The sequence below is a fragment of the Burkholderia sp. L-4 genome (assembly GCF_056856535.1).
On the sequence record NZ_JBXEOX010000001.1, the window covers coordinates 2,786,926 to 2,810,793 of the forward strand.

At 69.1% G+C, this 23,868-nt stretch carries 26 protein-coding genes, 1 other RNA gene and 1 riboswitch; of the genes, 14 read left to right on the forward strand and 13 right to left on the reverse strand.

Annotated features, from left to right (window positions below):
* Positions 1–35: 35 nt before the first annotated feature.
* Genes cobU through AC1VVG_RS12985 form a run of 4 tightly spaced genes read left to right on the forward strand, consistent with a single transcriptional unit; the run spans position 36 to position 3,454 of the window.
* Positions 36–590: a bifunctional adenosylcobinamide kinase/adenosylcobinamide-phosphate guanylyltransferase gene (cobU, locus tag AC1VVG_RS12970; RefSeq protein WP_034186263.1), complete on the forward strand. Its 555-nt coding sequence runs from the start codon at positions 36–38 to the stop codon at positions 588–590.
* A complete protein-coding gene (gene cbiB / locus AC1VVG_RS12975; RefSeq protein WP_069705610.1) occupies positions 584–1,528 on the forward strand; it encodes an adenosylcobinamide-phosphate synthase CbiB in 945 nt (314 codons plus the stop codon). The genes cobU and cbiB overlap by 7 nt, the downstream gene beginning before the upstream one ends.
* The gene (gene cobD, locus AC1VVG_RS12980; RefSeq protein WP_482835727.1) at positions 1,521–2,540 is read left to right on the forward strand and encodes a threonine-phosphate decarboxylase CobD; all 1,020 of its coding nucleotides are present in this window, start codon (positions 1,521–1,523) and stop codon (positions 2,538–2,540) included. The genes cbiB and cobD overlap by 8 nt, the downstream gene beginning before the upstream one ends.
* Positions 2,537–3,454 (forward strand): cobalamin-binding protein, encoded by a 918-nt coding sequence (locus AC1VVG_RS12985; RefSeq protein ID WP_482835728.1) that lies wholly within the window; start codon positions 2,537–2,539, stop codon positions 3,452–3,454. The genes cobD and AC1VVG_RS12985 overlap by 4 nt, the downstream gene beginning before the upstream one ends.
* 27 nt (positions 3,455–3,481) lie before the next feature.
* Here AC1VVG_RS12985 and cobC read toward each other — a convergent pair whose 3' ends face one another.
* From cobC to AC1VVG_RS13010, 5 genes are all read right to left on the reverse strand, one after another.
* Positions 3,482–4,066, reverse strand: a complete 585-nt coding sequence (gene cobC, locus AC1VVG_RS12990; RefSeq protein WP_482835729.1) for an alpha-ribazole phosphatase — start codon at positions 4,064–4,066, stop codon at positions 3,482–3,484.
* Positions 4,051–4,827, reverse strand: coding sequence for an adenosylcobinamide-GDP ribazoletransferase (locus AC1VVG_RS12995; RefSeq protein WP_034186268.1), 777 nt, complete (start codon positions 4,825–4,827; stop codon positions 4,051–4,053). Before AC1VVG_RS12995 ends, cobC begins: the two co-directional genes overlap by 16 nt.
* Positions 4,817–5,872, reverse strand: coding sequence for a nicotinate-nucleotide--dimethylbenzimidazole phosphoribosyltransferase (gene cobT, locus AC1VVG_RS13000; RefSeq protein WP_482835730.1), 1,056 nt, complete (start codon positions 5,870–5,872; stop codon positions 4,817–4,819). Before cobT ends, AC1VVG_RS12995 begins: the two co-directional genes overlap by 11 nt.
* A 61-nt stretch (positions 5,873–5,933) precedes the next feature.
* Positions 5,934–6,749 (reverse strand): ABC transporter ATP-binding protein, encoded by an 816-nt coding sequence (locus AC1VVG_RS13005; protein ID WP_069705615.1) that lies wholly within the window; start codon positions 6,747–6,749, stop codon positions 5,934–5,936.
* A complete protein-coding gene (locus tag AC1VVG_RS13010) occupies positions 6,746–7,744 on the reverse strand; it encodes a FecCD family ABC transporter permease (RefSeq protein WP_034186337.1) in 999 nt (332 codons plus the stop codon). Before AC1VVG_RS13010 ends, AC1VVG_RS13005 begins: the two co-directional genes overlap by 4 nt.
* Positions 7,745–7,903: 159 nt before the next feature.
* Positions 7,904–8,155, reverse strand: a riboswitch (cobalamin riboswitch).
* Between the two features lie 154 nt (positions 8,156–8,309).
* On the opposite strand from AC1VVG_RS13010, the gene AC1VVG_RS13015 reads away from it, so the two are divergent.
* The 5 genes from AC1VVG_RS13015 (at position 8,310) to AC1VVG_RS13035 (ending at position 10,688) form a co-directional block, all read left to right on the forward strand.
* Positions 8,310–8,660 (forward strand): ATPase, encoded by a 351-nt coding sequence (locus tag AC1VVG_RS13015; RefSeq protein ID WP_034186271.1) that lies wholly within the window; start codon positions 8,310–8,312, stop codon positions 8,658–8,660.
* Positions 8,657–8,971 (forward strand): cell division protein ZapA, encoded by a 315-nt coding sequence (locus AC1VVG_RS13020; protein ID WP_011352906.1) that lies wholly within the window; start codon positions 8,657–8,659, stop codon positions 8,969–8,971. The genes AC1VVG_RS13015 and AC1VVG_RS13020 overlap by 4 nt, the downstream gene beginning before the upstream one ends.
* 81 nt (positions 8,972–9,052) lie before the next feature.
* A non-coding RNA gene (gene ssrS / locus AC1VVG_RS13025) (6S RNA) lies at positions 9,053–9,234 on the forward strand.
* 70 nt (positions 9,235–9,304) lie between these two features.
* Entirely contained in the window at positions 9,305–9,766 is a 462-nt protein-coding gene (locus AC1VVG_RS13030; RefSeq protein WP_034178770.1) for an EVE domain-containing protein, read from the forward strand.
* Positions 9,767–9,947: 181 nt separating this feature from the next.
* Entirely contained in the window at positions 9,948–10,688 is a 741-nt protein-coding gene (locus tag AC1VVG_RS13035; protein WP_482835731.1) for an SIMPL domain-containing protein, read from the forward strand.
* A gap of 108 nt (positions 10,689–10,796) precedes the next feature.
* Here the strand turns inward: AC1VVG_RS13035 and lgt are convergent, their stop codons facing one another.
* Together lgt and AC1VVG_RS13045 are read right to left on the reverse strand one after the other, a co-directional pair.
* The gene (gene lgt, locus AC1VVG_RS13040; protein ID WP_034186273.1) at positions 10,797–11,687 is read right to left on the reverse strand and encodes a prolipoprotein diacylglyceryl transferase; all 891 of its coding nucleotides are present in this window, start codon (positions 11,685–11,687) and stop codon (positions 10,797–10,799) included.
* 98 nt (positions 11,688–11,785) lie between these two features.
* Complete coding sequence (locus tag AC1VVG_RS13045; protein ID WP_034186274.1) at positions 11,786–12,700, reverse strand: LysR family transcriptional regulator; 915 nt, start codon at positions 12,698–12,700, stop codon at positions 11,786–11,788.
* 134 nt (positions 12,701–12,834) lie between these two features.
* On the opposite strand from AC1VVG_RS13045, the gene ilvD reads away from it, so the two are divergent.
* Both ilvD and AC1VVG_RS13055 read left to right on the forward strand, forming a co-directional pair.
* On the forward strand, positions 12,835–14,508 hold the full coding sequence (ilvD, locus tag AC1VVG_RS13050; RefSeq protein WP_482835732.1) for a dihydroxy-acid dehydratase: 1,674 nt from the start codon (positions 12,835–12,837) through the stop codon (positions 14,506–14,508).
* Between the two features lie 126 nt (positions 14,509–14,634).
* Positions 14,635–14,961 carry a c-type cytochrome gene (locus AC1VVG_RS13055; protein WP_034186276.1) on the forward strand — a complete coding sequence of 109 codons (327 nt, stop codon included), beginning with the start codon at positions 14,635–14,637 and terminating at the stop codon, positions 14,959–14,961.
* 144 nt (positions 14,962–15,105) lie between these two features.
* Here AC1VVG_RS13055 and AC1VVG_RS13060 read toward each other — a convergent pair whose 3' ends face one another.
* Genes AC1VVG_RS13060 through AC1VVG_RS13070 form a run of 3 tightly spaced genes read right to left on the reverse strand, consistent with a single transcriptional unit; the run spans position 15,106 to position 17,801 of the window.
* The gene (locus AC1VVG_RS13060; protein WP_069705618.1) at positions 15,106–15,813 is read right to left on the reverse strand and encodes a DUF2486 family protein; all 708 of its coding nucleotides are present in this window, start codon (positions 15,811–15,813) and stop codon (positions 15,106–15,108) included.
* Positions 15,814–15,838: 25 nt separating this feature from the next.
* Positions 15,839–16,255, reverse strand: a complete 417-nt coding sequence (locus AC1VVG_RS13065) for a DNA polymerase III subunit chi (protein WP_021160787.1) — start codon at positions 16,253–16,255, stop codon at positions 15,839–15,841.
* A gap of 34 nt (positions 16,256–16,289) precedes the next feature.
* Positions 16,290–17,801 carry a leucyl aminopeptidase gene (locus AC1VVG_RS13070; protein WP_034186278.1) on the reverse strand — a complete coding sequence of 504 codons (1,512 nt, stop codon included), beginning with the start codon at positions 17,799–17,801 and terminating at the stop codon, positions 16,290–16,292.
* 122 nt (positions 17,802–17,923) lie between these two features.
* On the opposite strand from AC1VVG_RS13070, the gene lptF reads away from it, so the two are divergent.
* The 3 genes from lptF to AC1VVG_RS13085 are packed head-to-tail and all read left to right on the forward strand — an operon-like array spanning position 17,924 to position 20,578.
* Entirely contained in the window at positions 17,924–19,015 is a 1,092-nt protein-coding gene (gene lptF, locus AC1VVG_RS13075; RefSeq protein WP_034186279.1) for an LPS export ABC transporter permease LptF, read from the forward strand.
* A 3-nt stretch (positions 19,016–19,018) separates the two neighbouring features.
* Positions 19,019–20,167, forward strand: a complete 1,149-nt coding sequence (gene lptG, locus AC1VVG_RS13080; RefSeq protein ID WP_034186280.1) for an LPS export ABC transporter permease LptG — start codon at positions 19,019–19,021, stop codon at positions 20,165–20,167.
* Positions 20,168–20,194: 27 nt separating this feature from the next.
* Positions 20,195–20,578, forward strand: coding sequence for a sirohydrochlorin chelatase (locus AC1VVG_RS13085; RefSeq protein ID WP_059560410.1), 384 nt, complete (start codon positions 20,195–20,197; stop codon positions 20,576–20,578).
* Between the two features lie 122 nt (positions 20,579–20,700).
* Here the strand turns inward: AC1VVG_RS13085 and cobA are convergent, their stop codons facing one another.
* The 3 genes from cobA to cysD all read right to left on the reverse strand — a co-directional run bounded on the left by cobA (position 20,701) and on the right by cysD (position 23,838).
* Complete coding sequence (gene cobA / locus AC1VVG_RS13090) at positions 20,701–21,450, reverse strand: uroporphyrinogen-III C-methyltransferase (protein WP_034186281.1); 750 nt, start codon at positions 21,448–21,450, stop codon at positions 20,701–20,703.
* An 86-nt stretch (positions 21,451–21,536) separates the two neighbouring features.
* On the reverse strand, positions 21,537–22,853 hold the full coding sequence (locus tag AC1VVG_RS13095) for a sulfate adenylyltransferase subunit 1 (protein ID WP_034186282.1): 1,317 nt from the start codon (positions 22,851–22,853) through the stop codon (positions 21,537–21,539).
* Between the two features lie 22 nt (positions 22,854–22,875).
* The gene (gene cysD, locus AC1VVG_RS13100) at positions 22,876–23,838 is read right to left on the reverse strand and encodes a sulfate adenylyltransferase subunit CysD (protein ID WP_034186283.1); all 963 of its coding nucleotides are present in this window, start codon (positions 23,836–23,838) and stop codon (positions 22,876–22,878) included.
* Positions 23,839–23,868: the final 30 nt, after the last annotated feature.

Genomic DNA, 23,868 nt, shown 5'->3' on the forward strand with positions numbered 1-23,868 from the left:
CCGCGACGGGTCGCGCGCGCCGTTACAATCACGCGATGATTCCGCACGACCTCACCTTCGTCCTCGGCGGCGCGCGCTCGGGCAAGAGCGCCCATGCCGAGCGGCTCGCCGCCGACAGCGGCCGCCCCGTCACCTACATCGCGACCGCGATCGCCGCCGATGCCGAATTCGCGCAGCGCATCGCGCATCACCGCGCGCGCCGGCCGGCCGACTGGGGCTTCGCCGATGCCCCCGTCGATCTCGCGGGCACCCTCGCGCGGCTCGACGATCCGCACGCGTGCCTGCTCGTCGACTGCCTGACGCTGTGGCTCACGAACCTGCTGTGCCCGGCCGACGGCGCACCGCTCGACGATGCGCAGTACGCGGCCCAGGCCGACCGTCTCGAGCACGCATTGCGCGGCGCACGCGCGAAGGTGATCGTCGTCAGCAACGAGATCGGGCTCGGCGTCGTGCCGCTCGGGTCGGTCACGCGCCGCTACGTCGACGAACTCGGGCGCCTGAACCAGCGCGTTGCCGCGCTCGCGACGCGCGTGACGCTGCTCGTCGCCGGGTTGCCGCTCGACCTGAAGGCCGGAGCATCGTCATGCTGATGCTGTCGCTGCCCGTCGTCGCGATGCTCGCGGTCGCGGCCGCGATCGTCGACCGCGCACTCGGCGAGCCGGCCGGCTGGCATCCGCTCGTCGCGTTCGGCCGCCTCGCCGCACGCCTCGAAGGCGCGCTGAACACGGGCCGGCGCGGCCGCATGGTCGGCGTCGCCGCGTGGATCGCGGCCGTCGTGCCGCCGGTGGCCGTCGCGGCATGGCTCGTCACCGTGCTGCCGTGGCCGTTCGCGGCCGCGCTGCACGTCGCGCTGCTGTGGTTCGCGCTCGGCGCGAAGAGCCTCGCCGACCATGTCGCGCCGATCGCCGCCGCGCTGCTGCGGCACGACCTCGCCGCCGCCCGCACGCTGACCGCCCGCATCGTGTCGCGCGACACGAGCGACGCGGACGAAGGCGCGCTGTCGCGCGCGGCCGTCGAATCGGCGCTCGAGAACGGCAACGACGCGATCTTCGGCGCGCTCTTCTGGTTCGTCGTCGCGGGCGGTCCCGGCGCACTGCTGTTCCGGCTCGCGAACACGCTCGACGCGATGTGGGGCTACCGCACGCCGCGCTTCCTGACCTTCGGCTGGGCCGCCGCGCGTCTCGACGACGCGCTGAACTGGCTGCCCGCCCGCCTCACGGCCGCGAGCTACGCACTGCTCGGCGACACGGCCGCCGCATGGCACTGCTGGCGCACGCAGGCGCGTCACTGGGACAGCCCGAACGCGGGCCCCGTGATGGCAGCGGGCGCCGGCAGCCTGAACGTGCAGCTCGGCGGTCCGGCCGTCTATCACGGCGAGATCGAGGATCGCCCGGCGCTCGGCACGGGCGCCTCGGCCACCGCCCTTCACATCGTCGCCGCGCTGTCGCTCGTCACGCGCACGCTTGCCCTGTGGCTCGCGCTGCTGGTCGCGAGCGGCGCACTCGCCATGGCCACCCATCATGTCTGATACCCCCATCGCGCACGGCGGCAACCTGCATGAAGCCGCCCGCCGTCACGGCATTCCGTACGACGCCTGGCTCGACCTGTCGACCGGCATCAATCCGGTCGGCTATCCGGTGCCGCCGGTTCCGGCCGACGCATGGCGGCGGCTGCCCGACGACGGCGACGGCCTCGCGGCTTGCGCCGCGCGGTACTACCACGCGCCCGATCCCGCACACGTGCTGCCGGTCGCCGGCAGCCAGGCCGCGATCCGCGCGTTGCCCGCGTTGCTGCCGGCCGGCGACGCCGGTGTCGCGGCGCTCGCGTACGGCGAATACGCGCCTGCCTTCGCGCGGCACGGCCATCGCGTCGTGCCGCTCGACATCGGCACCGATACGCTGCCGGCAACGCTGCGCCACGTCATGGTCGGGAATCCGAACAATCCGACCGCCGAATTCGTGCCGGCGGAGCGCCTGCTCGGCTGGCATGCGCAACTGGCGGCACGCGGCGGCACGCTGATCGTCGACGAGGCGTTCGCCGATACGGGTGCGTCGCAATCGCTCGCGCCGCAGGTCGATCGCCCGGGGCTCGTCGTGCTGCGCTCGGTCGGCAAGTTCTACGGGCTCGCCGGCATCCGCGCGGGCTTCGTGCTCGCGAGCCCGGAACGGATCGCCGCGCTGCGCGACATGCTCGGCGCGTGGACGGTCGGCGGTCCTGCACGTCATGCCGTGACCGCGGCGTTCGACGATCGCGCGTGGCAGGCTGCCGCCCGCGAACGGCTCGCGGCCGACGGCGAACGACTGGCCGCGCTGCTGCGCGCACACGGCTTCGCGGTTCGTGCAACGCCGCTCTTCAGCTGGACCGACGACCCGCGCGCCGCGGCACTGCACGCGGCGCTCGCGGCGCATGGCATCTGGACGCGGCACTTCCCGACACCGTCGAGCCTACGCGTCGGCCTGCCGGGCAGCGAAGCCGAATGGCGGCGCCTCGGCGACGCGCTCGCGCACTGCGTGCCGCTGCTGCAACGGGCACCCGCATGAGCCCGCGCAGGTTTCGCCGCCTGGCGCCGGTCGCGATGCTGGCCGCGCTTGCGCACGCGCCGCTCGTCCGCGCCGATGTCTCCACACGCGACGATGCCGGCAACACCGTGACGCTGCCGGCCGCCGCGCAACGCGTGATCAGCCTCGCGCCGCACGCGACCGAACTCGTCTACGCAGCCGGCGGCGGGGCGAAGCTCGTCGGCACCGTCACGTACAGCGACTATCCGCCCGCCGCGCAGGCGGTGCCGCGCGTCGGCGACAACAAGGCGCTCGACCTCGAACGGATCGCCGCGCTCAAACCCGACCTGATCGTCGTCTGGCGGCACGGCAACGCCGAGCGGCAGACCGACGCGCTGCGTGCGCTGCATATCCCGCTGTTCTTCAGTGAACCGAAGCATCTCGACGACGTGTCGTCGTCGCTGCGCAGGCTCGGCACGCTGCTCGGCACGCAGCCGGCGGCCGATGTCGCCGCGGCCGCCTATACGCGCGACATCGCGGCACTGCGCACACGCCACGCGGCGCGCGCGCCCGTCACGATGTTCTTCCAGGTCTGGGACCGGCCGCTGACGACGCTCAACGGCACACACCTGATCAACGAGGTGATCGAGCTATGCGGCGGCCGCAACGTGTTCGCGTCGCTCAAGCCGCTCGCACCGACCGTCACCGACGAGGCCGTGCTCGCGGCCAATCCGGAAGCGATCGTGACGACGAGCGCCGGCGCGACCCGTTCGAACGAACCGCTGCCGAGCCTGGCGCGCTGGCGCGCGTGGCCCGCGCTGACGGCCGTGACGCGCAACAACCTGTTCGCGATCGACGGCGATCTGCTGACGCGGCCGTCGCCGCGGATCGCACAGGGCGCGGCCGCGCTGTGCGAGGATCTCGATGCCGCGCGGGCGCGGCGGCCGGCGCGCTGAGTCACGCGCCGCCGGCGCATTGCGCGCCTATGCGCTCCAGTGCATGACTTCCCATGCTCGCGCGCCGTGGTCCGCCCGCAGCCAGACACCTCCGCCCGTCGGCACCGGCCGCGACAGCAGCGTCTCGAGGGGGACCCGCAATACGTGAGACGCGAACGCGCGGATCACGCCCGCATGCGTGACGACCCATTGCGGTTCATCGAACCGCGCAAGCGCATCGGCCCGCCGTGCCACCCGTTCGACGAGCCGCGCGACGCTTTCGCCGCCGTGCGCACACGCATGCATCAGGTCGGCCGCCCATGCATCGAGCGCCGCGCGATCGATATCGTCCCAGCGCTGCATTTCCCACGCGCCGAAATCCATCTCCTGCCAGTCGGCATCGCACCGCAGCGGCACGTCGAACACCTGCGCGAGCCACTCGGCAACCGATACGCAGCGCGTCAACGGGCTCGTCCAGACCTGTCGGGGCAACGGCGCGCCGAGCGCCGACAGATGCGCACGCACGGCCCGCGCGCCGGCGTCGGCCGGCGCGGCGAGCGGCACGTCGCTGCGCCCGTAGCAGATGCCCGGCTCGATATCGACGGCCGGATGACGGATCAGGACGACGTCCATCCGAGCACCACGAGATAGATCGCCAGTTCGCACAGTTGCTGCGCGAAGCCGAGACAGTCGCCCGTATAACCGCCGATCCGCTTCACGAAATAGCGGGCTGCCCATGCGCGCACGAGCACGAGCGCCGCGCAAACGGCAACGCCCATGCGCCAGTCGGGCCAGAACAGCCAGGGCAATCCGAATACCGCCGCGACGCACGCCGCGCGACCGCCCATCCGCTGCGCGACCGGCTTCGCCTTGCCTTCGGGCCGCACGTAGTCGAGCGTCATCAGCAGGCTCACGGCCGCCGCGCGGCTCGCCGCATGCGCGGCGATCATCGTCCATGCGGCGCGCAGCGGCAGCATCGACGCAAGCGCCTGCCATTTCAGGCCGAGCGTGATCACGAGCGCGACCGCGCCGAACGTGCCGATCCGCGAGTCGTGCATGATGCGCAGCACGTCGTCGCGCGTATAACCGCCGCCGAACGCATCGCAACTGTCGGCGAGGCCGTCCTCGTGGAACGCGCCGGTCGCGAGCAGGGTTGCCGCCATCGACAGCCCGACCGCGATCGACGGGGGCAGCACCCGCAGCGCGGCGAGATAGACGAGCGCACCCCACGCGCCGACGCACGCGCCGACGAGCGGGAAATAACGCGCGGCCTGGTCGAGATCGCCGGCCGCGTAGCCGATCGAACGCGGCACCGGCACGCGCGTGAAATAGCCGAGCGCGACGAAGAAGTAGCGCAGTTCGGCCCGCACGCCGCGCACGCGATCAGGCGTCACGATTGTCGACGCCGGCCGACTCGAAGCTCGCCATCTCGCTGAGGAAGGCCGCCGCCGCGCGCACGAGCGGCAGCGCGAGCGCCGCCCCCGTGCCTTCGCCGAGCCGCAGGTCGAGCGCGAGCAGCGGCTTCGCGCCGAAATGCTCGAGCATGCGCCGGTGGCCGGCCTCGTGCGACGTATGCGAGAACACGCAGTAGTCGCGCACGCCGGGCACGATGCGTTCGGCGACGAGCAGCGCGGCCGTCGCGATGAAGCCGTCGACGAGAATCGTCATCCGCTCGCTCGCGGCCGCGAGATACGCGCCCGTCATCATCGCGATCTCGAAACCGCCGAACGTCGCGAGCACGTCGAGCGGCGCGATCGCATGCGAATGCTTGACGAGCGCACGGCCGAGCACCGCGCGCTTGTGCGCGAGCCCCTGGTCGTCGAGGCCCGTGCCGCGTCCGACGCATGCGTCGATCGGCACGTCGAGGAGGCGGCTCATCAGGCACGCGGCCGACGACGTGTTCGCGATCCCCATCTCGCCGAAGCCGATCACGTTCGTGCCGAGCGATGCATGCAGGCGCACGCGCGCCGCGCCGGCGGAGAGCGCCGTCATCGCCTCGTCGCGCGACATCGCCGGCTCCGCCGCGAAGTTGCGCGTGCCGCGCGCGACCGGCAGCGACACCAGCCGGTCCGACAGCGGCAACGGCGACGCGACGCCCGCATCGACGATCTCGAGCGCGCTCTGCGCGACGCCCGAGAACGCGTTGATCGCCGCGCCGCCGGCCAGGAAATTCGCGACCATCTGCGCGGTCACCGCCTGCGGATAAGGGCTGACACCCTCGGCGGCGATCCCGTGATCGCCGGCGAACACGATCGTCACGGGGCGCTGCACGACCGGTCGCTCGGTATGCTGGATCAGGCCGATCTGCAGCGCGAGCGCCTCGAGCTGGCCGAGGCTGCCCGGCGGCTTGGTCTTGTGGTCGATCACATGCTGCAGGCGCGTGCGCAGCGCGTCGTCGAGCGGCGCGATCGCGGGCGGGAAGGGGGTCGAAGTCGTCATCGGGAAGCCGTGTCGTTGGCGCGGCACGCGCCGCGCATCGAAGGAATCGGAAAAGGAAAGGTCATGGTCGCGCAGGCCATGCCGGCAGCAACGCATCGCGGCCGTTCTCGCGGATCAGCACGAGCGGATAGCCGAACGCGTCGCTCGCGCGTTCGGGCGTCAGCACGTCGTGCACGGGGCCGGCCGACGCGCGGCCGCGGCCGTCGAGCAGCAACGCGTGCGTCGCGAAACGCCGCGCGAGATTCAGGTCGTGGCACGAAAACAGCACCGTGCGCGGGCCCCGGTCGAGCCATGCGCCCAGCGCGGTCAGGCAGTCGATCTGGTGATGCAGGTCGAGATGCGCGAGCGGTTCGTCGAGCAGCATCAGCGGCGCATCCTGGCACAGCGTCGCGGCCAGCGCGACCCGCTGCCGCTCGCCGCCCGACAGCGACAATACATCGCGCGACGCGAGTGCGGTCAGATCGAACGTCGCGAGTGCGTCGTACGCGGCCGCGCGATCGCCGTCGCGCTCCCAGCCCCAGCCGCCGAGATACGGATAGCGGTGAAGCAGCACCGTGTCGAGCACCGTCGCGCTGAACGCGTCGTGCAGCTGCTGTGGCATCAGCGCGCGACGCTGCGCGAGGGGCCCGGGCGGCCACGCGACCAGCGGCCGGCCGTCGATCTCGACCTGTCCGCCGGCCGGCGGCTGCAACCCCGCGAGCGTCGCGAGCAGCGTCGTCTTGCCGGCGCCGTTCGGCCCCGCGACGCACCAGATCTCGCCAGGCCGAAACGCCTGCGTGAACCCGTCGAGCAACGTGCGCGCGCCGGCCTTCAGCGTCAGGTCGACGGCCATGCAGCGCAGCTCGCCGCCGCCCGCGTGCAGTGCGGCATCCGTCATCGCATCGGCCTCCTCAACAACATCCACAGGAACACCGGCACGCCGATCAACGCGGTCATCACGCCGACCGGCAACTGCGCGGGCGCGATCGCGGTGCGCGCGAGCAGGTCGGCCGCCATCACGCCGCCGCCGCCCGCGAGCATCGCGGCCGGCAGCAGCATCCGCTGGTCGTTGCCGAACGCGAGCCGCAGCGCATGCGGCACGACGAGGCCGACGAAGCCGATCGTGCCGGCCGTCGTCACCGCGGCAGCGGCCGCCAGCGACGCGACGAGATAGATCCGCACGCGCAGGCGCGCGACGGGCACGCCGAGCGCCTGCGCGGTCGCGTCGCCGCGCAGCAGCACGTTCAGTTGCGGCGCGGCCGGCAGCGCGACGCATGCGGCCAGCAACAGCGCCCCCCATGCGAACCAGGGCGCCGTCACGCCGTTCAGGTCGCCCGTGAGCCAGAAGATGATGCCGCGCAGCCGCGCATCGGGAGCGAGCGACAGCAACAGCGTGACGAGCGCGCCCCACCCGGCCGCGATCACGACGCCGGTGAGCAGCAGGCGCGGCGACGCGTCGCGCGAATCGCCGCGCCACAACGCGCGGCGCGCGAGACCGAGCACGAGCGCGACCGAGACGAGCGAACCGGCGAATGCCGACGCGTCGACGAGCCACCATGCGCCGCCGGCAATCATCGCGACGAGCGCGAAGCCGGCCGCGCCGCCGGACACGCCGAGCACGTACGGTTCCGCAAGCGGGTTGCGCAGCAGCACCTGCAACAGCGCGCCGGCCAGCGCGAGCAGCGCGCCGCACGCGAAGCCGGCGAGCGCGCGCGGCAGACGCAGCGTGCGGACGATCTCGGCGAACAGCGCGTCGCCGCCATGCGGGACGAGCGACGCGAGCGCCTGCCACGGCGACATCGGCACGCTGCCGATCGACAGCGACGCGACGAACAGCAGCGCGACCGCGGCGGCCAGCGCGGCCCAGATCGCGGCGGCGCGCGCGGCGCTCATGCCGTGCACGGCCGCGCGCATGATGCGCGGCGCATCCGCTCGAGGTGGCCGGCCGGACGTGACGGGGACGCCGCGCGGACGATTGGGGTCAGCATCGAAGAACATTCCGTGAAGCGTTGCGCGCCCCGCCTCCCCGCAGGCCGCGCGTCATGAAACCCGTGCGGGCTTCCCGTCTCGGCCGGTATCCGGGCTGGCGGCGGTCCGGCTCGCCTTCCCGCGCGTTTCACGCGCAGTGGCCCGCGCCCGCGTGCGACACCTGCACGCAAAACGCGCCCGAGCCGGCCTGCGTCGACGGACGCGGCCGCTTACCGTTGCGGGGGCAGCGCAGGTTGGCACGCTCCCGGAGCGCACGCCCTGCTTCCCGTTTAACCGCGCGTGCCACGCGCGAGCACCGAGGCGGCGCCAGTTTAGGAGCCGGTCGCGCGAGCGTCAAGGAAGCATCCGGACACGCACGGGAAGCACCGATTCGCGGCAAGAAGCCGGGGTGTTACGACTGGAAACGTTACAGATGTCGGATTGCGCGTTATTCCGCGCTAAAATGCTGGGTCTTTAGAGGACGCAGCAAATGCTCAACGAACTCGAAACCTTATCTCAAAATATTGGCCGTCTGATTTCGCTGAACAAGCGCTATCACGCGGAACGGCTCGCGCTCGAGGAGCAGGTCGCGCAATTGCGCGCGGAAGCGGACACGGTCCGCGCGGAACTCGCGGCACTGCGCGACGAACGCAATGCGCTCGCGGCCGAGCGCGACACGCTGTCGGCAAAGATCGACGACGCCCAGGTGAAACTGAACGCGATTCTCGAAAAGCTACCGCGCTCGAAAAGCGCGGAGCAAGCCGACAACCAGCTCGACCTGCTGGATGCGCAGGCACGCCCGGATGGCGATGACGCGGCCAGCCACGGAGAACATGCATGAGCACCAAGCAGATCGAAGTCTCGATTCTCGGTCAGGCCTATCGGCTCGCCTGTTCGGCCGAGACCGAAGCGGCACTGCTCGAGGCCGTCGCGCGCGTCGACGCCGAAATGTCGAAAATCCGCTCGAACAGTTCGGTACGCGGCACCGATCGCATTGCGGTGATGGCGGCGCTGTCGCTCGCATCGGAATTGCTGCGGCTGCAAACGAGCGTGCGGCACGGTGAAGCATTTCCGGCGGAGGAAATCCGTCGTACAATGCACCAGATGAACGAACAGCTCGGCGCGGTGCTCGCACAGCACGAGACGCAGTAACGTTTCAAACGATGCGTCGATTCCCCTTGATCTCGGCGGTCAACGGTGGTCAAATTGGCGCATCGAATCACAGTTCAGTCAGCTTCCCTGCCTGGTTCGCCAAGGTCATATATTCCTTGAACCAATGCCATGTGCACGGTTGCGGAAATTTGTAGCACGGGCGCGCGCGTCACTCTGTCTGATGTACCCGAAGTGCTGCTAACTGCGACCAATTCTGAACCCCAGGTTCAGGATGCCGGCCTAGCGGCCAAGGCGGGGGCCTATCCAACGGCATCGGGCGAGTCCCGGTGCCGTTTTCTTTTGTAGCAGCCCTTTCTGCGTCGATCACGATCCATGCAATACTGGCTGATGAAGTCCGAACCGGACGAAGCAAGCATCGACGATCTCGCCAACGCTCCGCAGCGCTCGCTGCCGTGGACCGGCGTGCGCAATTATCAGGCGCGCAATTTCATGCGCGACACGATGAAGATCGGCGACGGCGTGCTGTTCTATCACTCGAGCTGCCCCGAGCCGGGCATCGCGGGCCTCGCCGAAGTGTCGTCGACACCCTACCCCGATCCCACGCAGTTCGATCCGAAAAGCCCCTACTACGACCCGAAATCGACGCAGGAAGCGCCGCGCTGGCTGCTCGTCGACGTGCGCTACGTGAAGAAGTCGCCGCTCGTGCCGCTTGCCGCACTGCGCGAGCACGACGAACTCGCCGACATGCGCGTGCTGGCCCGGGGCAACCGGTTGTCGATCACACCCGTGACGCGCGCCGAATGGCGCTTCATCACCGAAAAGCTGATGAAGTAGGCGCGCGCCAAAGGTCAAATCTGGTCAGCACGCGCGGCCGGCACGGAACTCGCGGCACTTTTGCGCAGCCTAAGCAACCGCTGTCGGCCGATCGGGCCGGCCGTCGTTTATTTCGTCGCGCGGTACGCCCGCGTCGCGCACGCGTGATCCGCGTGCGCGCCCTCGCACAAGGAGTCCAACAATGACCAAGAAATCCGCTCTCGCGCTGTCGCTCGCCCTCGCCGCCGCCGTTCCCGTCGCGCTGACGCTCGCGTCGCCGGCCGCGCACGCGCAAACCGCCAACCCGCATTTCCCCGAGCCGGCAGGCGTGCTGTCGCTGTCGTCGCAAGCCAGCGCCGACGTGCCGCAGGACATCATCCACATCACGCTGTTCTACGAGCAGCAGGCCAAGGATCCGGGCAGCCTGACGGCGCAGCTGAACCAGCGCGCCGACGCGGCGCTGTCGCAGGCAAAGGGCGTGTCGGGCGTCACCGCACACACGGGTGCATTCTCCGTGTATCCGAGCACCGATCGCGACGGCAAGATTTCCGCGTGGCGCGGCCGTACCGAGGTGGCGCTCGAATCGCGCGATTTCGCCGCGGCGTCGAAGCTCGCGGGCCAGTTGTCGAACCTGATGCAGGTCGCGAACGTCGAGTTCTCGCTGTCGCCTGAAGCGCAGCGCACGGCCGAGCAGAAGCTCACGACCGAGGCGATCAAGTCGTTCCGCGCACGCGCGGACGAAGCCGCGAAGGCATTCGGCTACAGCAGCTACACGATTCGCGACGTGAACGTCGGCAGCGGCCGCAACGTGCAGCCGTACCCGCGCATGATGGCGATGGCCGCGGCGCCGATGGACAGCGCGAAGATGAGCGCGCCGATCGCGGTCGACGGCGGCAAGGCGACCGTGTCGGTTACCGTCAACGGCTCGGTGCAGATGAAGTAACGCGCCACGCGATGTCGGAAACGAAAAACGCCGGCCCTCGGGCCGGCGTTTTTTATGCGCCTGCAGATTGCCGATGCGCGCGACGGTTGCGCGCGCATCGATTTCACATTACGCGGCGGCGTTCGCCGCACGGCGGCGATACGCCCAGGCCATCAGCGCGACGCCCGCGAGGATCATCGGCAACGACAGCCACTGCCCCATCGACAGGCCCAGTGCAAGCAGGCCGAGGAAGTCGTCGGGCTCGCGCGCGAACTCGACCGTGAAACGGGCGAGGCCGTAGCCGATCAGGAACAGCGCGGACACGGCGCCCATCGGCCGCGGCTTGCGCGCGAAGAAAAACAACGCGAAGAACAGCGCGATGCCTTCGAGCGCGATTTCATAGAGCTGCGAAGGATGGCGCGGCAGCATCTGGTATTGCATGAACACGTCGGCGAGATGCCACTGCTCGACGAGCGCCGGATGCTTCGGCAGCCAGGCCGCGTCGTCGCGCATCGCGCCCGGGAACAGCATCGCCCACGGTGCGGCGGGGTCGGTCACGCGGCCCCACAGCTCGCCGTTGATGAAGTTGCCGAGGCGCCCGGCCGCGAGCCCCGTCGGCACCATCGGCGCGACGAAGTCGGTGACCTGCAGCCACGGGCGCTTGCGCTGCCACGCGAACAGCATCATCGCGAGCGTGACGCCGAGGAAGCCGCCGTGAAACGACATGCCGCCCTCCCACACCTTGAACACGTCGAGCGGATGCGAGAAATAGAAATCGGCCTTGTAGAACAACACATAACCGAGCCGGCCGCCCAGCACGGTGCCGAGCACGCCGTAGAACATCATGTCGTCGATGTCCTTCGCGGTCCAGCCCTGCGCGGCGACATGCGGCAGCTTCAGGCGGATCCGGCCGACGACGATCGCCGCGATGAAGCCGACGAGATACATGAGGCCATACCAGCGCACGGCCAGCGGCCCGAGATGGATCGCAACGGGGTCGAAATTCGGGTGAATGATCATGGGTTAGCGAAGAAGTTTTCGAATGCGGTACGGCAGTCGCGCTGCGCAGCACAACGCGGCACCGCGCATTGGACGGCACCGGCGCGCCATCGTTCACGTCACGCGGCGGGGCCGTGCGCGCGCACGACGTCGATGAAGCCGGCCAGCACGGGACTCACGTCGCCCGTGCGCCACACGAGGCCGGTCTCGACGACCGGCGCGTGCCCGGCAAGCGGCCGGTAGACCACACCGGTGCGCCGCAGGTTACGCAGCGATTGCGGCACCAGTGCGACGCCCATGCCGGCCGACACGAGGCTGACGATCGTCTGCATCTGGATCGCCTCCTGGCCGATGCGCGGGGTTTCCCCCGCCGCGCCGTAGCAGCCCGTAATGATGTCATAAAAGCCGGGCGCCAAACGGCGCGGAAAGATCACGAGCGGCAGCGCGGCCACTTCGGCGAGGTGCACGGGCACGTCTTCGGCCGCATCGGATGCCGCGGCGGGCATCGCGACCACCAGCGGCTCGCGCACCACGGGCAGGTACGACAGGCCGGCTGCGTGGCGCGGCGGCACCGGTGGAATGACGAGCCCCGCGTCGATGCGCCCGGCGACCAGTTCATCGATCTGCACGTCGCTCGTCGCCTCCGCGAGCTGCAGGCGCACCTGCGGATAGCGTGCGCCGAACGCGCGCAGCAGCGACGGCAGCAGCCCGTAATCCGCGGTCGACACGAACGCGAGCGACAGCGAGCCGGCCTCGCCGCGCGCGAGCCGCCGCGCGAGCGGCGGCAGCGCATCGGCCGATGCCAGCAGCCGACGCACGTCGGGCAACAGCGCCGCGCCGACCGCCGTCAGCGCCACCGAACGCTTGGTGCGCACGAACAACGCGACGCCCAGCGCGTCCTCGAGCGCGCGGATCGCCTGCGACAGCGGCGGCTGCGTCATCGACAGGCGCTCGGCCGCGCGGCCGAAATGGCGTTCGTCGGCCACGGTCGCGAAATAACGCCACTGGCGCAAGTCGGGTGTCGGATCGGCCATGCTTGACTCATTCGCAAAAAGACTTAATAGGCGACAAATAATATATTGGACATCCCAATCCGGAAACTCCATTCTTGATTGACCCAAACCGGCGCGCCCTCACGAGCGACGCCCACACAACGATGGAGTCCCCCATGTCGTACAACCGTCGCTCGAAGCACATCACGCAAGGCGTGGCCCGTTCGCCGAACCGCTCGATGTATTACGCACTCGGCTACCAGAAGGACGATTTCGACAAGCCGATGATCGGCATCGCGAACGGCCATTCGACGATCACGCCATGCAATTCCGGCCTGCAGCGCCTGTCGGACGCGGCCGTCGAGGCCGTGAAGGCGTCCGGCGCGAATCCGCAGATCTTCGGCACGCCGACGATTTCGGACGGCATGTCGATGGGCACCGAGGGGATGAAGTACTCGCTCGTGTCGCGCGAGGTGATCGCCGACTGCATCGAGACCTGCGTGCAGGGCCAATGGATGGACGGCGTGGTGGTGGTCGGCGGCTGCGACAAGAACATGCCGGGCGGCATGATCGCGCTCGCGCGCCTGAACGTGCCGGGCATCTACGTGTACGGCGGCACGATCCGCCCGGGCAACTGGAAGGGCCGCGACCTGACGATCGTGTCGTCGTTCGAGGCCGTCGGCGAATTCACCGCGGGCCGGATGTCGCAGGAGGACTTCGAAGGGGTCGAGAAGAACGCGTGCCCGACGTCGGGCTCGTGCGGCGGCATGTACACCGCGAACACGATGAGTTCGTCGTTCGAGGCGCTCGGCATGTCGCTGCTGTATTCGTCGACGATGGCGAACCCCGACCAGGAGAAGGTCGATTCGGCCGCCGAATCGGCGCGGGTGCTCGTCGAGGCAGTGAAGCACGACCTGAAGCCGCGCGACATCATCACGAAGGAAGCGATCGAGAACGCCGTGTCGGTGATCATGGCCACGGGCGGCTCGACCAATGCGGTGCTGCACTATCTCGCGATCGCGCACGCGGCCGAGGTCGACTGGACGATCGACGATTTCGAACGCATCCGCAAGCGCGTGCCCGTGATCTGCGACCTGAAGCCGTCAGGGAAGTATGTGGCGACGGACCTGCACCGCGCCGGCGGGATTCCGCAGGTGCTGAAGATCCTGCTCGACGCGGGGCTGCTGCACGGCGACTGCATGACGATCACCGGCCGCACGATCGCCGACGAACTGAAGGACGTGCCGAGCGTGCCGCGCGCCGACCAGGACGTGATCTTCCCGATCGACCGCGCGCTGTACCAGGAAGGCCATCTGGCGATCCTGAAGGGCAATCTCGCGGAAGATGGCGCGGTCGCGAAGATCACCGGCCTGAAGAACCCGGTGATCACCGGCCCGGCCCGCGTGTTCGACGACGAACAGAGCGCGATGGATGCGATCCTCGGCGACCGGATCCGCGCGGGCGACATCCTCGTGCTGCGCTATCTCGGCCCGCAAGGCGGCCCCGGCATGCCGGAAATGCTCGCGCCGACCTCCGCGATCATCGGCAAGGGGCTCGGCGAATCGGTCGGCTTCATCACGGACGGCCGCTTCTCGGGCGGCACCTGGGGCATGGTGGTCGGCCACGTCGCGCCGGAGGCGTTCGTCGGCGGCACGATCGCGCTCGTGCAGGAAGGCGACTCGATCACGATCGACGCGCACCGGCTGCTGCTGCAGCTGAATGTGGACGACGCGGAGCTCGCACGCCGCCGCGCCGCGTGGCGCCAGCCGGCGCCCCGCTATACGCGCGGCGTGCTCGCGAAATTCGCGGCGCTCGCCCGGCCGGCGAACCAGGGGGCCGTTACGGGGTGACGTGAGCGCGTCGCGGCATGCGGCCCCAACAGGCACGGCCGCCGGGGAACGCGCAAAACGCGCCTTCCCTTTGCTTCTATAATGCGCGGACCATGAAGCCGGCTGTCCCCGCCGGCGGAGAACCGCATGAAACAGACGATATTGCGCGCGCTGCTCGTGACGCTGCTGGCCGGCGGCGCGGCCGCCGCGCGTGCCGACCAGGCCGACGGGCTCGCGCTGGCGCAGCGCAAGAACTGCATGGCCTGCCACGCGGTGAGCAAGCCGCTGATGGGCCCGTCGTTCCACGATATCGCCGGCAAGTACGCGGCACGCGGCGACGCCGTCGACTACCTGGCCCAATCGATCGTGAAAGGCAGCGTCGGCGTATGGGGCAGCGTGCCGATGCCCGCCAATACGCAACTGACGAATACCGAAGCCCATACGCTCGCGCAATGGGTGCTGTCGGTGCGCTGATCCGGATGCCCCGGACACCGGTCGCCGTTGTGCCGCGCGTTTGCCGTCAGGCGGCCCTGCACCGGCCGGCCAGTGCCTTGACGGCCACCTTACCGGCACTTGCCGGGACCGCCCCCTCTTTTCCGCCGCGGAGCGACCGCGCGTTCAGCCGGAATGGCCGGCGCGGCGGCGTGCGATCTCTTCATCGACCGCGTCGCGGACCCAGTCCATGACCTCGGTCTCCAGCGCGAGCGCCACCTCGCGCGTGACCTGCCCGACGAGCCAGGCCGAATGCTCATGCAGCGCGTCGCGACAGCGTTCCTCGATCGCGTCGCGACCCGCTCCGGTCAGATAGTTCGTCAGCCGATTGCGCAGGCGCTCGGCGATGTGCTGCGCATCCTCCGGCGTCAGCCCTGCTGCCGCGGCGGCATCCGGCATCGCCGTTTCAGGCGCCGGCCCGGCCGCTTCGTGCGCCATCGCGGCGAGCGCGTGCCGCGGCACGGTGTCGTCGGCCAGCGACGACCGCAGCGGTGCATTCATCGCCGCCGTGTCTTCGGCGACCACATGCTCCGTGGCGCCGGTTTCGGCCGGCGCATCGGTTTCGCCCATCGCGGCCGCCTCGGCCGTTGCCACGTCGCCCGGCAACGCGATCGCCGGCACGTGCGGCGTCGGCACCGGCTCGACCACGACGGCTTCGGGGTCGGCCCCGATTTTCATGGCATCGCCCGGTGCGATCACGTCGGTGAGCACCGGAATCGCCGTGCGCTCGTGCGGCTGCGACGCGCCGGGCGCGGACGCGCGCGCCGGCACCGGCTTGCCCGGCACCAGCACGTCGGTCAGCGTCGGGATCGAGGATGAATCGGCTTGTGTCACGGCAACACTCCGTCGACGGTTGCGGCTAGCTGCCTTGCTTGTAGTTGTTCAGCGCGTATCCGCGGTCGCGGTAGAACCGGTAGCGGTCGCGGCCCGCGGCCAGCTCGTCCGGCGCATTGCCGACCACTTCGAGCAGACGCTCGAAGCGGGCGAACTGCGCGGGCACGGCCGCGCCGAGGTTCAGCAGCACGTGGTGATGCGGCGCGCGGTCGAGATCGGCCGCCAGCACGATCGGCGTGCCGGCTGCGTGCTCGCTGTCGACGCCGCAATGCGGGATGAAATCGAGCGGCGAGAACGTCCAGAGCCGCTCGTCGAGCGCGCGCAGGCGCGCGGGCTCGGCGAGCACGACGACCGGCTGCCCGGCCTGGTAGGCCTTGCGCAGCAGCCGGCACGCGTACGCGAGCGAATCGCCGACGTTCGAGTGGAAATCGATCCGCGTCATTGCCCGCGTACCCGCATCGTCGTCTGCACCGCCATCACTGGCCGGCGCGGTCGATCAGGAACTGCGCGAGCAACGGCACCGGACGGCCCGTCGCCCCCTTCGCCGCGCCGCCCTTCCACGCGGTGCCCGCGATGTCGAGGTGGGCCCACGGGTAGCTGTCGGTGAAGCGCGACAGGAAACACGCGGCCGTCACCGCGCCGGCCGGACGCCCGCCGATGTTCGCGAGATCCGCGAAGTTCGACTTCAGCTGGTCCTGGTACTCGTCGTCGAGCGGCATGCGCCACGCCGGATCGTTCGCCTCGCGCGACGCGTCGAGCAGTTCGCCCGCGAGCGCGTCGTCGGTCGAGAACAGGCCGCTGTTGTGGCCGCCCAGCGCGATCACGCACGCGCCCGTCAGCGTCGCGACGTCGATCACCGCCGCCGGCTTGAAGCGCTCGGCATACGTGAGCGCATCGCACAGGATCAGGCGGCCTTCGGCGTCGGTATTCAGCACTTCGATCGTCAGGCCCTTCATGCTGGTGACGATGTCGCCCGGCTTCGTCGCGTTGCCGCCCGGCATGTTCTCGCAGGTCGGCACGATCGCGACGACGTTGATCTTCAGCCCCATCTCGGCGACCGCGCGCATCGTGCCGAGCACGGAGCCGGCGCCGCACATGTCGTACTTCATCTCGTCCATGCCCTCGCCCGGCTTCAGCGAGATGCCGCCCGTGTCGAACGTGATGCCCTTGCCGACCAGCACGACCGGCGCGGCCTTCGCGGCGGCGCCCTGGTAGTGCAGCACGATGAACTGGGGCGGCTCGACCGACGCACGCGCGACCGAAAGGAACGAGCCCATCTTCAGCGCCTGGATCTGCTTGAGCCCGAGGACTTCGGCCTTCAGGCCCCAATCCTTCGCGATCTTCTTCGCGGTGTTGCCGAGGTAGGTCGGCGTGCAGACGTTGCCGGGCAGGTTGCCGAGGTCGCGGGTCAGATCCATCCCGTTCGCGAGCGCGACGGCCTGCTTGACCGCGACCTTCGCGGCCTTCTCGTCGGCCGGGTCGACGCTGAACACGACGCGCTTGAGCGTGTGCGACGCCGGTTCCGGCTTGCTCTTCATCTGCGTGAAGCGGTAGGTCTCGTTGCGCAGCGCGAGAATCGCCGCACGCACGCCCCAGTCGGAGCTGCGCTCGTCGACCGGCAGTTGCGCGAGCGAGAACGTGACCTGGACGACCTTGGTCGCCAGCAGCGCGCGCCACGCGGCCGTCACCGCGTCGTTATAGGCTTTCTGATTGAAAGCATCCTGTTTGCCGAGGCCGACGAGCAGCACGCGCGACGCGCCGATGCCCGACACTTCGTGCAGGAACAGCGTCTTGCCGCGCTTGCCGTCCATGTCGCCGGCCTTCACCATGCGCGAAATCAGCCCCTTGGTGGCCGTGTCGATGTCGAGCGCCGCGCCCGAAAGCGTCTGCGCCTCGAAGATGCCGAGCACGATGCAGTCGGACTTCCCGGTCAGGAACCCCTTGGCCTCGCCTTTGCTCCAATCACAGCCTTTTATGCTAAAGTCCATCGCGCTTGTCCTCGGATAAAATCTGGGCTAAGGATGAAAGCCGCAATTATCCGCTATTTTTCCCGTGGCGGCGCGAGCGCTCCACCACGCGTGCGCCGCCTCCCGCCCTCTTCTCATCAAGAATGATCTTCGAACGCTCCCTCCAGCGCGAGCTTGCGTATACGGCTGGCGCCGTGTTCATGGTGCTGCTCACGATCATGCTCACGACGATGATGATCCGCATCGTCGGCTACGCCGCGTCCGGTGAAATCGATCCGCGGGACGTGCTCGTGCTGATCGGCCTGACCGTGATCGGCTATCTCGCCGTGATGCTCGTCGTCACGCTGTTCGTGTCGATCCTGTTCGTGCTGACCCGGTGGTACCGGGACTCCGAAATGGTGGTGTGGCTCGCGTCGGGCGTGAGCCTCACGCGCCTCATCAAGCCGATCGGCGTGTTCGCCACGCCGATCGTCCTGCTGATCGCCTTCTTCGCGTTCGTCGGCTGGCCGTGGTCGAACCAGCAGAGCAAGATGATCAAGGCACGCTTCCAGCAGCGCGACGAGATCTCGCTGCTCGCGCCGGGCCAGTTCCGCGAGTCGGCCGCGAACCACCGCGTGTTCTTCATCGAGAAGATGACGCCCGACCAGAGCAAGGTGCAGAACGTGTTCGTCACGTCGACCGAGAACGGCAAGGTCAACGTGGTCGTATCGCAGACGGGTCACACGGAGACGCGCGACGGCAGCCGTTTCGTCGTCCTGGAAGACGGCCGCCGCTACGACGGCACACCCGGCCAGCCGAACTTCAAGATCATGGAGTTCGAGCGCTACGGCGTGAAAATCACCAGCACCCCGGTCACCAACGTGCCGACCACCAACAGCACGCCGACGCCCGACCTGCTGCGCAACCCGACGCGCGACAACCTCGCGGAATTCGCGTGGCGCGCGGGGCTGCCACTGATCGCGATCAACCTGATGGTGCTCGGCATTCCGCTGTCGTACCAGAACCCGCGCCGCAGCCGCACGATCAACCTCGTGATGGCCGTGCTGATCTACCTCACGTACTCGAACCTGCTGAACGTCGTGCAGGCGCAGATCGAGCAGGGCAAGATGTCGTTCGGCGTGGGCCTCGTCGGCCTGCACCTGGTCGTCGCGGCGATCGTCGCGTTCATCTTCTGGTTGCGCGTGCGCAATCGTCCGTTATTGACACGCGCGCTGTTCGGCCGCTCGGGAGCATGATCGATGCGGCTCTATGAAAAGTACTTCGCGCGACAGATCTACGTCACGTTCATCTTCATCCTGTTCGCGTTCTCGGGCCTGTTCTTCTTCTTCGACCTGATCAGCGAACTGAACTCGGTCGGGCACGGGAACTACAAGTTCGGCTACGCGGTGCTGCGCGTCGCGCTGCAGACGCCGTCGCGCTTCTACGAGATCATCCCGGTCGCCGCGCTGATCAGCGCGATCTACGTGTTCGCGCAGATGGCCGCGAACTCGGAATTCACGATCTTCCGCGTGTCGGGCCTCGCGACCAACCAGGCGCTGCGCTCGCTGCTGAAAATCGGCGTGCCGCTCGTGATCGTCACCTACCTGATCGGCGAATTCGTCGGCCCGTACGCCGACCAGCTGTCCGAACGCGTGCGGCTGCAGGCGCTCGGCGCATCGGTGTCGTCGAACTTCCAGTCGGGCGTGTGGGTGAAGGACACGCTCGCGGCCCGCGAAAACGGCGAGCAGGTCACGCGCTTCGTCAACGTCGGCAGCCTGTCGCCCGACTCGACGATCAGCAACGTGCGCATCTACGAATTCGACTCGAAGTTCCAGCTGCAGAACGTCCGGATCGCGCAGACGGGCCGCTACGAGCCGCCCGGCCACTGGCTGCTGAAGGGCGTCACCGAGACGGAGCTCACGCCGATCAAGCCGGTCAGCGGCCAGCCGGCCGACGCGCTGAACCCCGTGTACCGGTCGCAGCAGGTGTCGCTGCCCGAATACCGGCTGCGCTCGGACCTGACGCCGCAGATCCTGTCGGTGCTGCTCGTGTCGCCGGAGCGCATGTCGCTCATCAACCTGTTCCGCTACATCCAGCACTTGCGCGAGAATCAGCAGGACACCCAGCGCTACGACATCGCGCTGTGGCGCAAGCTGCTGTATCCGTTCGCGGTGTTCGTGATGCTCGTGCTGTCGCTGCCGTTCGCGTACCTGCACACGCGCGCGGGCGTGGTCGGCGTGAAGGTGTTCGGCGGCATCATGCTCGGCATGAGCTTCCAGCTGCTCAACACGCTGTTCTCGCACATCGGCACGCTGAACACGTGGCCCGCGCCGCTCACCGCGGCGACCCCGGGCCTGATCTATCTCGCGCTCGGCCTGTTCGCGCTCAAGTGGGTCGACCGGCACTGAGTGCCGCATGACGACGGAGGCATCGACATGAGTTCGCACGGCATCGTCCTGTTCGGCCACGGCGCCCGCGATCCGCGCTGGGCCGAGCCGTTCGAGCGGCTCGCCGCGCGGCTGCGCGGCGCAGGCTCCGCTGCCCCGCGCGTGTCGCTCGCGTTCCTCGAGCTGATGACGCCGTCGCTCGCCGACGCCGTTGCCGCGCAAGTCGCCGCCGGCTGCACGCGCATCACCGTGGTGCCCGTGTTCTTCGGCCAGGGCGGCCATGTCCGCCGCGACCTGCCGCAGCTCGTCGATGCCTGCCGCACCGCGCATCCGGCGGTCGAGATCCGCTGCGCGACGGCCGTCGGCGAAGACGACGGCGTGCTCGACGCGATCGCACGCTACTGTCTCGGCCAGCTCGGCGACGACGCCTGAGCGAATCCGCCGCCCCAAACAAAAAAGCGCCGGCTTCGAGAGCCGGCGCTTTTTTTACGCCCGCGAACCGGCGGCAATCCGGCAGCAATCGCTACCTCGCTTGGCCGCGCAGCGCGCTCGACTCAAGCGGCACTGCGCAACGCGTCGCCGTCTTTTGCGAGCCGCACGCGCTCGGCGAATGCATCGCCGATCATCAGCAGGCTCGGTTCGGCGGGATCGAGCCACGCCTGCGCGTCGCCCGCCGCCATCTGCGCGAGCGTCAGCGTCAGCGAGCGCTCGCGCACGGTGCTGCACGCCTCGACGATCGCGACGGGTGTCGCCGGCGCCCGGCCGGCGTCGATCAGCTCCTGCGCGATGCCGGGCGCGCTGTCGCGGCCCATGTAGTAGACGATCGAATCGGCGCGCGCGGCTTCGCGAATCTCGTCGCTGCCCGGCGCGCGACTGTGCGTCGCGAACGCGACGCTGCGCGACACACCGCGCAACGTCAGCGATCGCTTCAGCGTCGCGGCGCCTGCCAGCGCCGCGGTGATGCCCGGCACGACCTCGTAGTCGATGCCGGCCGCCTCGAGCGCACGCATTTCCTCTTCGGCGCGGCCGAACAGCATCGGATCGCCGCCCTTCAACCGCACGACGCACGCGTGTTCGCGCGCCGCATCGACGATCTGCTTGTTGATGAAATGCTGCGCGGTCGAGCGCTGCCCGCAGCGCTTGCCGACCGCGATCTTTCGCGCGTTCGGCGCGTAGTCGAGCATCGCCGGCTCGACGAGCGCGTCGTGCAGCACGACGTCGGCTTGCTCGAGCAGCCGCATGCCGCGCACCGTGATGAGGTCGGCCGCGCCCGGCCCTGCTCCGATCAGATACACCTTGCCCATGTTTGTCGCTTCGCTTCGTCCTTGCGGACGTTTGCGGGCGGCCCGCGCCGCCGTGCGGCGGCGCGGTTCGCCGCGCAGATTGACGATTACGCCGAGAACGCCCGGATCATGCCGGCGGCGACCGTGTGGTGCGTCGCCTCGTCGATCAGCACGAACGCGCCGGTGCCCGGGTGCGCATCGTACGTGTCGCAGACGATCGGCTTCTGCAGCGTCAGCGCGACGCGGCCGATGTCGTTCATCTTCAGGTCCTGACGGTCGGTCGCGTGCGACAGCGTATGCACGTCGAGCACCTGCTTGACCGCGCCGATCTTCGCGAACACCGTGCTCGTGGTCTGCTTCAGCAGGTACTTGCGCTGCGGCGACAGCGGCGCTTCGTCGAACCAGCACAGGTCGGCCTCGAGCTTCTTCGCCGGCTCGACCGGCTCGGCGGTCGTGACGAACATGTCGCCGCGCGACACGTCGACATCCTCCTCGAGGCGGATCGTCACCGTCTGGCCCGCGAACGCGTGCGCGACCGACGCGGTGCCGCCCGGCACCGGCGCGACGATCTCGGCGATCGTTGCCGTGCGGTTCGACGGCAGCACGACGATCTCGTCGCCCACCTTCACTTCGCCCGACTCGATCCGGCCCATGTAGCCGCGGAAGTCGTCGGCCGAGCTGCCGTCCTGGCGCGCGACCCACTGCACCGGGAAGCGCAGCGCGTCATGCGCCTGCGTCTCGACCGGCAGCGACTCGAGCACGTCGAGGAGCGGCTCGCCCGCGTACCACGGCATGCGCTCGCTCGCGCCGACGATGTTGTCGCCCTTCAGCGCCGACACCGGCACGAAGCGCACGTCGGTCAGGCCGAGCTGCTTCGCGAGCGCGACGTACGCATCGCGGATCTCGTTGAAGCGCGCCTCGCTGTGGTCGACGAGGTCCATCTTGTTGATCGCGACGATCACGTGCTGCAGCCCCAGCAGCTTGACGATCGCGCTGTGGCGCTTGGTCTGCGGCAACAGTTCCGCGACGCCGTTCTCGATCGTCACGCGCGTCGCGTCGATCAGGATGATCGCCGCGTGCGCGGTCGACGCGCCGGTCACCATGTTGCGCGTGTACTGCTCGTGGCCCGGCGTGTCGGCGATGATGAACTTGCGCTTCGCGGTCGCGAAATAGCGGTACGCGACGTCGATCGTGATGCCCTGCTCGCGCTCGGCTTCCAGCCCGTCGGTCAGCAGCGCGAGGTCGAGCTCGTCGCCGACGGTGCGCTTGTTCTTCGCACGCGACAGCGCGGACAGCTGGTCGGACAGCACGGCCTTGCTGTCGTACAGCAGGCGGCCGATCAGCGTGCTCTTGCCGTCGTCGACGCTGCCTGCGGTGATGAAGCGCAGCACGCCGAGGTCTTCGGTGTTCTCGATGATGCTCATGATGTGAATGTCCTCGTGTGCTTCAGAAATAACCTTGCTTCTTGCGCTGTTCCATCGCGGCTTCGGAGGCCTGGTCGTCCATCCGGGTCGCGCCGCGCTCGGTGATCTCGGTCACCGCCGTCTCGGCGATGATCTTCTCGACGTCGTCCGCATCGCTCTCGACCGGGCACGTGCAGCTGATGTCGCCGACCGTGCGGAAGCGCACCTGCGCGAACTCGCTCGACTCGCCTTCACGCATCGGCGTGAGCGGCGTGACGGGCACGAGCAGCCCGTTGCGGCGCACGATCTCGCGCTGGTGCGCGTAGTAGATCGACGGCAGTTCGAGGTTCTCGCGCGCGATGTACTGCCACACGTCGAGCTCGGTCCAGTTCGAGATCGGGAACACGCGCAGGTGCTCGCCCTTGTGCAGGCGGGCGTTGTACAGGCTCCACAGTTCCGGGCGCTGCGCCTTCGGATCCCACTGGCCGAATTCGTCGCGGAACGAGAAGATGCGTTCCTTCGCACGCGCCTTCTCTTCGTCGCGGCGCGCGCCGCCGATCAGCGCGGTGTAGCCGTGCGCCTCGATCGTCTCGAGCAGCGTGACGGCCTGCGCGGCGTTGCGCGAATCGGTCTCGCGGCGCAGCACGACCGTACCGCGCTTGATCGAATCCTCGACGTGCCCGACGACCAGCTCGGCGCCCAGTTCCTGCGCGCGGCGGTCGCGGAAGTCGATCACTTCCTCGTAGTTGTGGCCCGTGTCGATGTGCACGAGCGGGAACGGCAGCGTCGTCTTGCGGTTCGCGCCGAGGCCGAACGCTTTCAGGGCCAGATGCAGCACGACGACCGAATCCTTGCCGCCCGAGAACAGCAGCGCCGGCTTGCTGCACTCGGCAACCAGCTCGCGCAGGATGTGGATCGACTCGGCTTCGAGCCAGTCGAGGTGGCCCATGCGGCTGTCCGCGCCGGAGGCCGGGGCAAAGGCGGATTGCTCGAGCGTCGTGCTCATGATTTCAGTCCTTCTCTTCTGGGTTCGTGC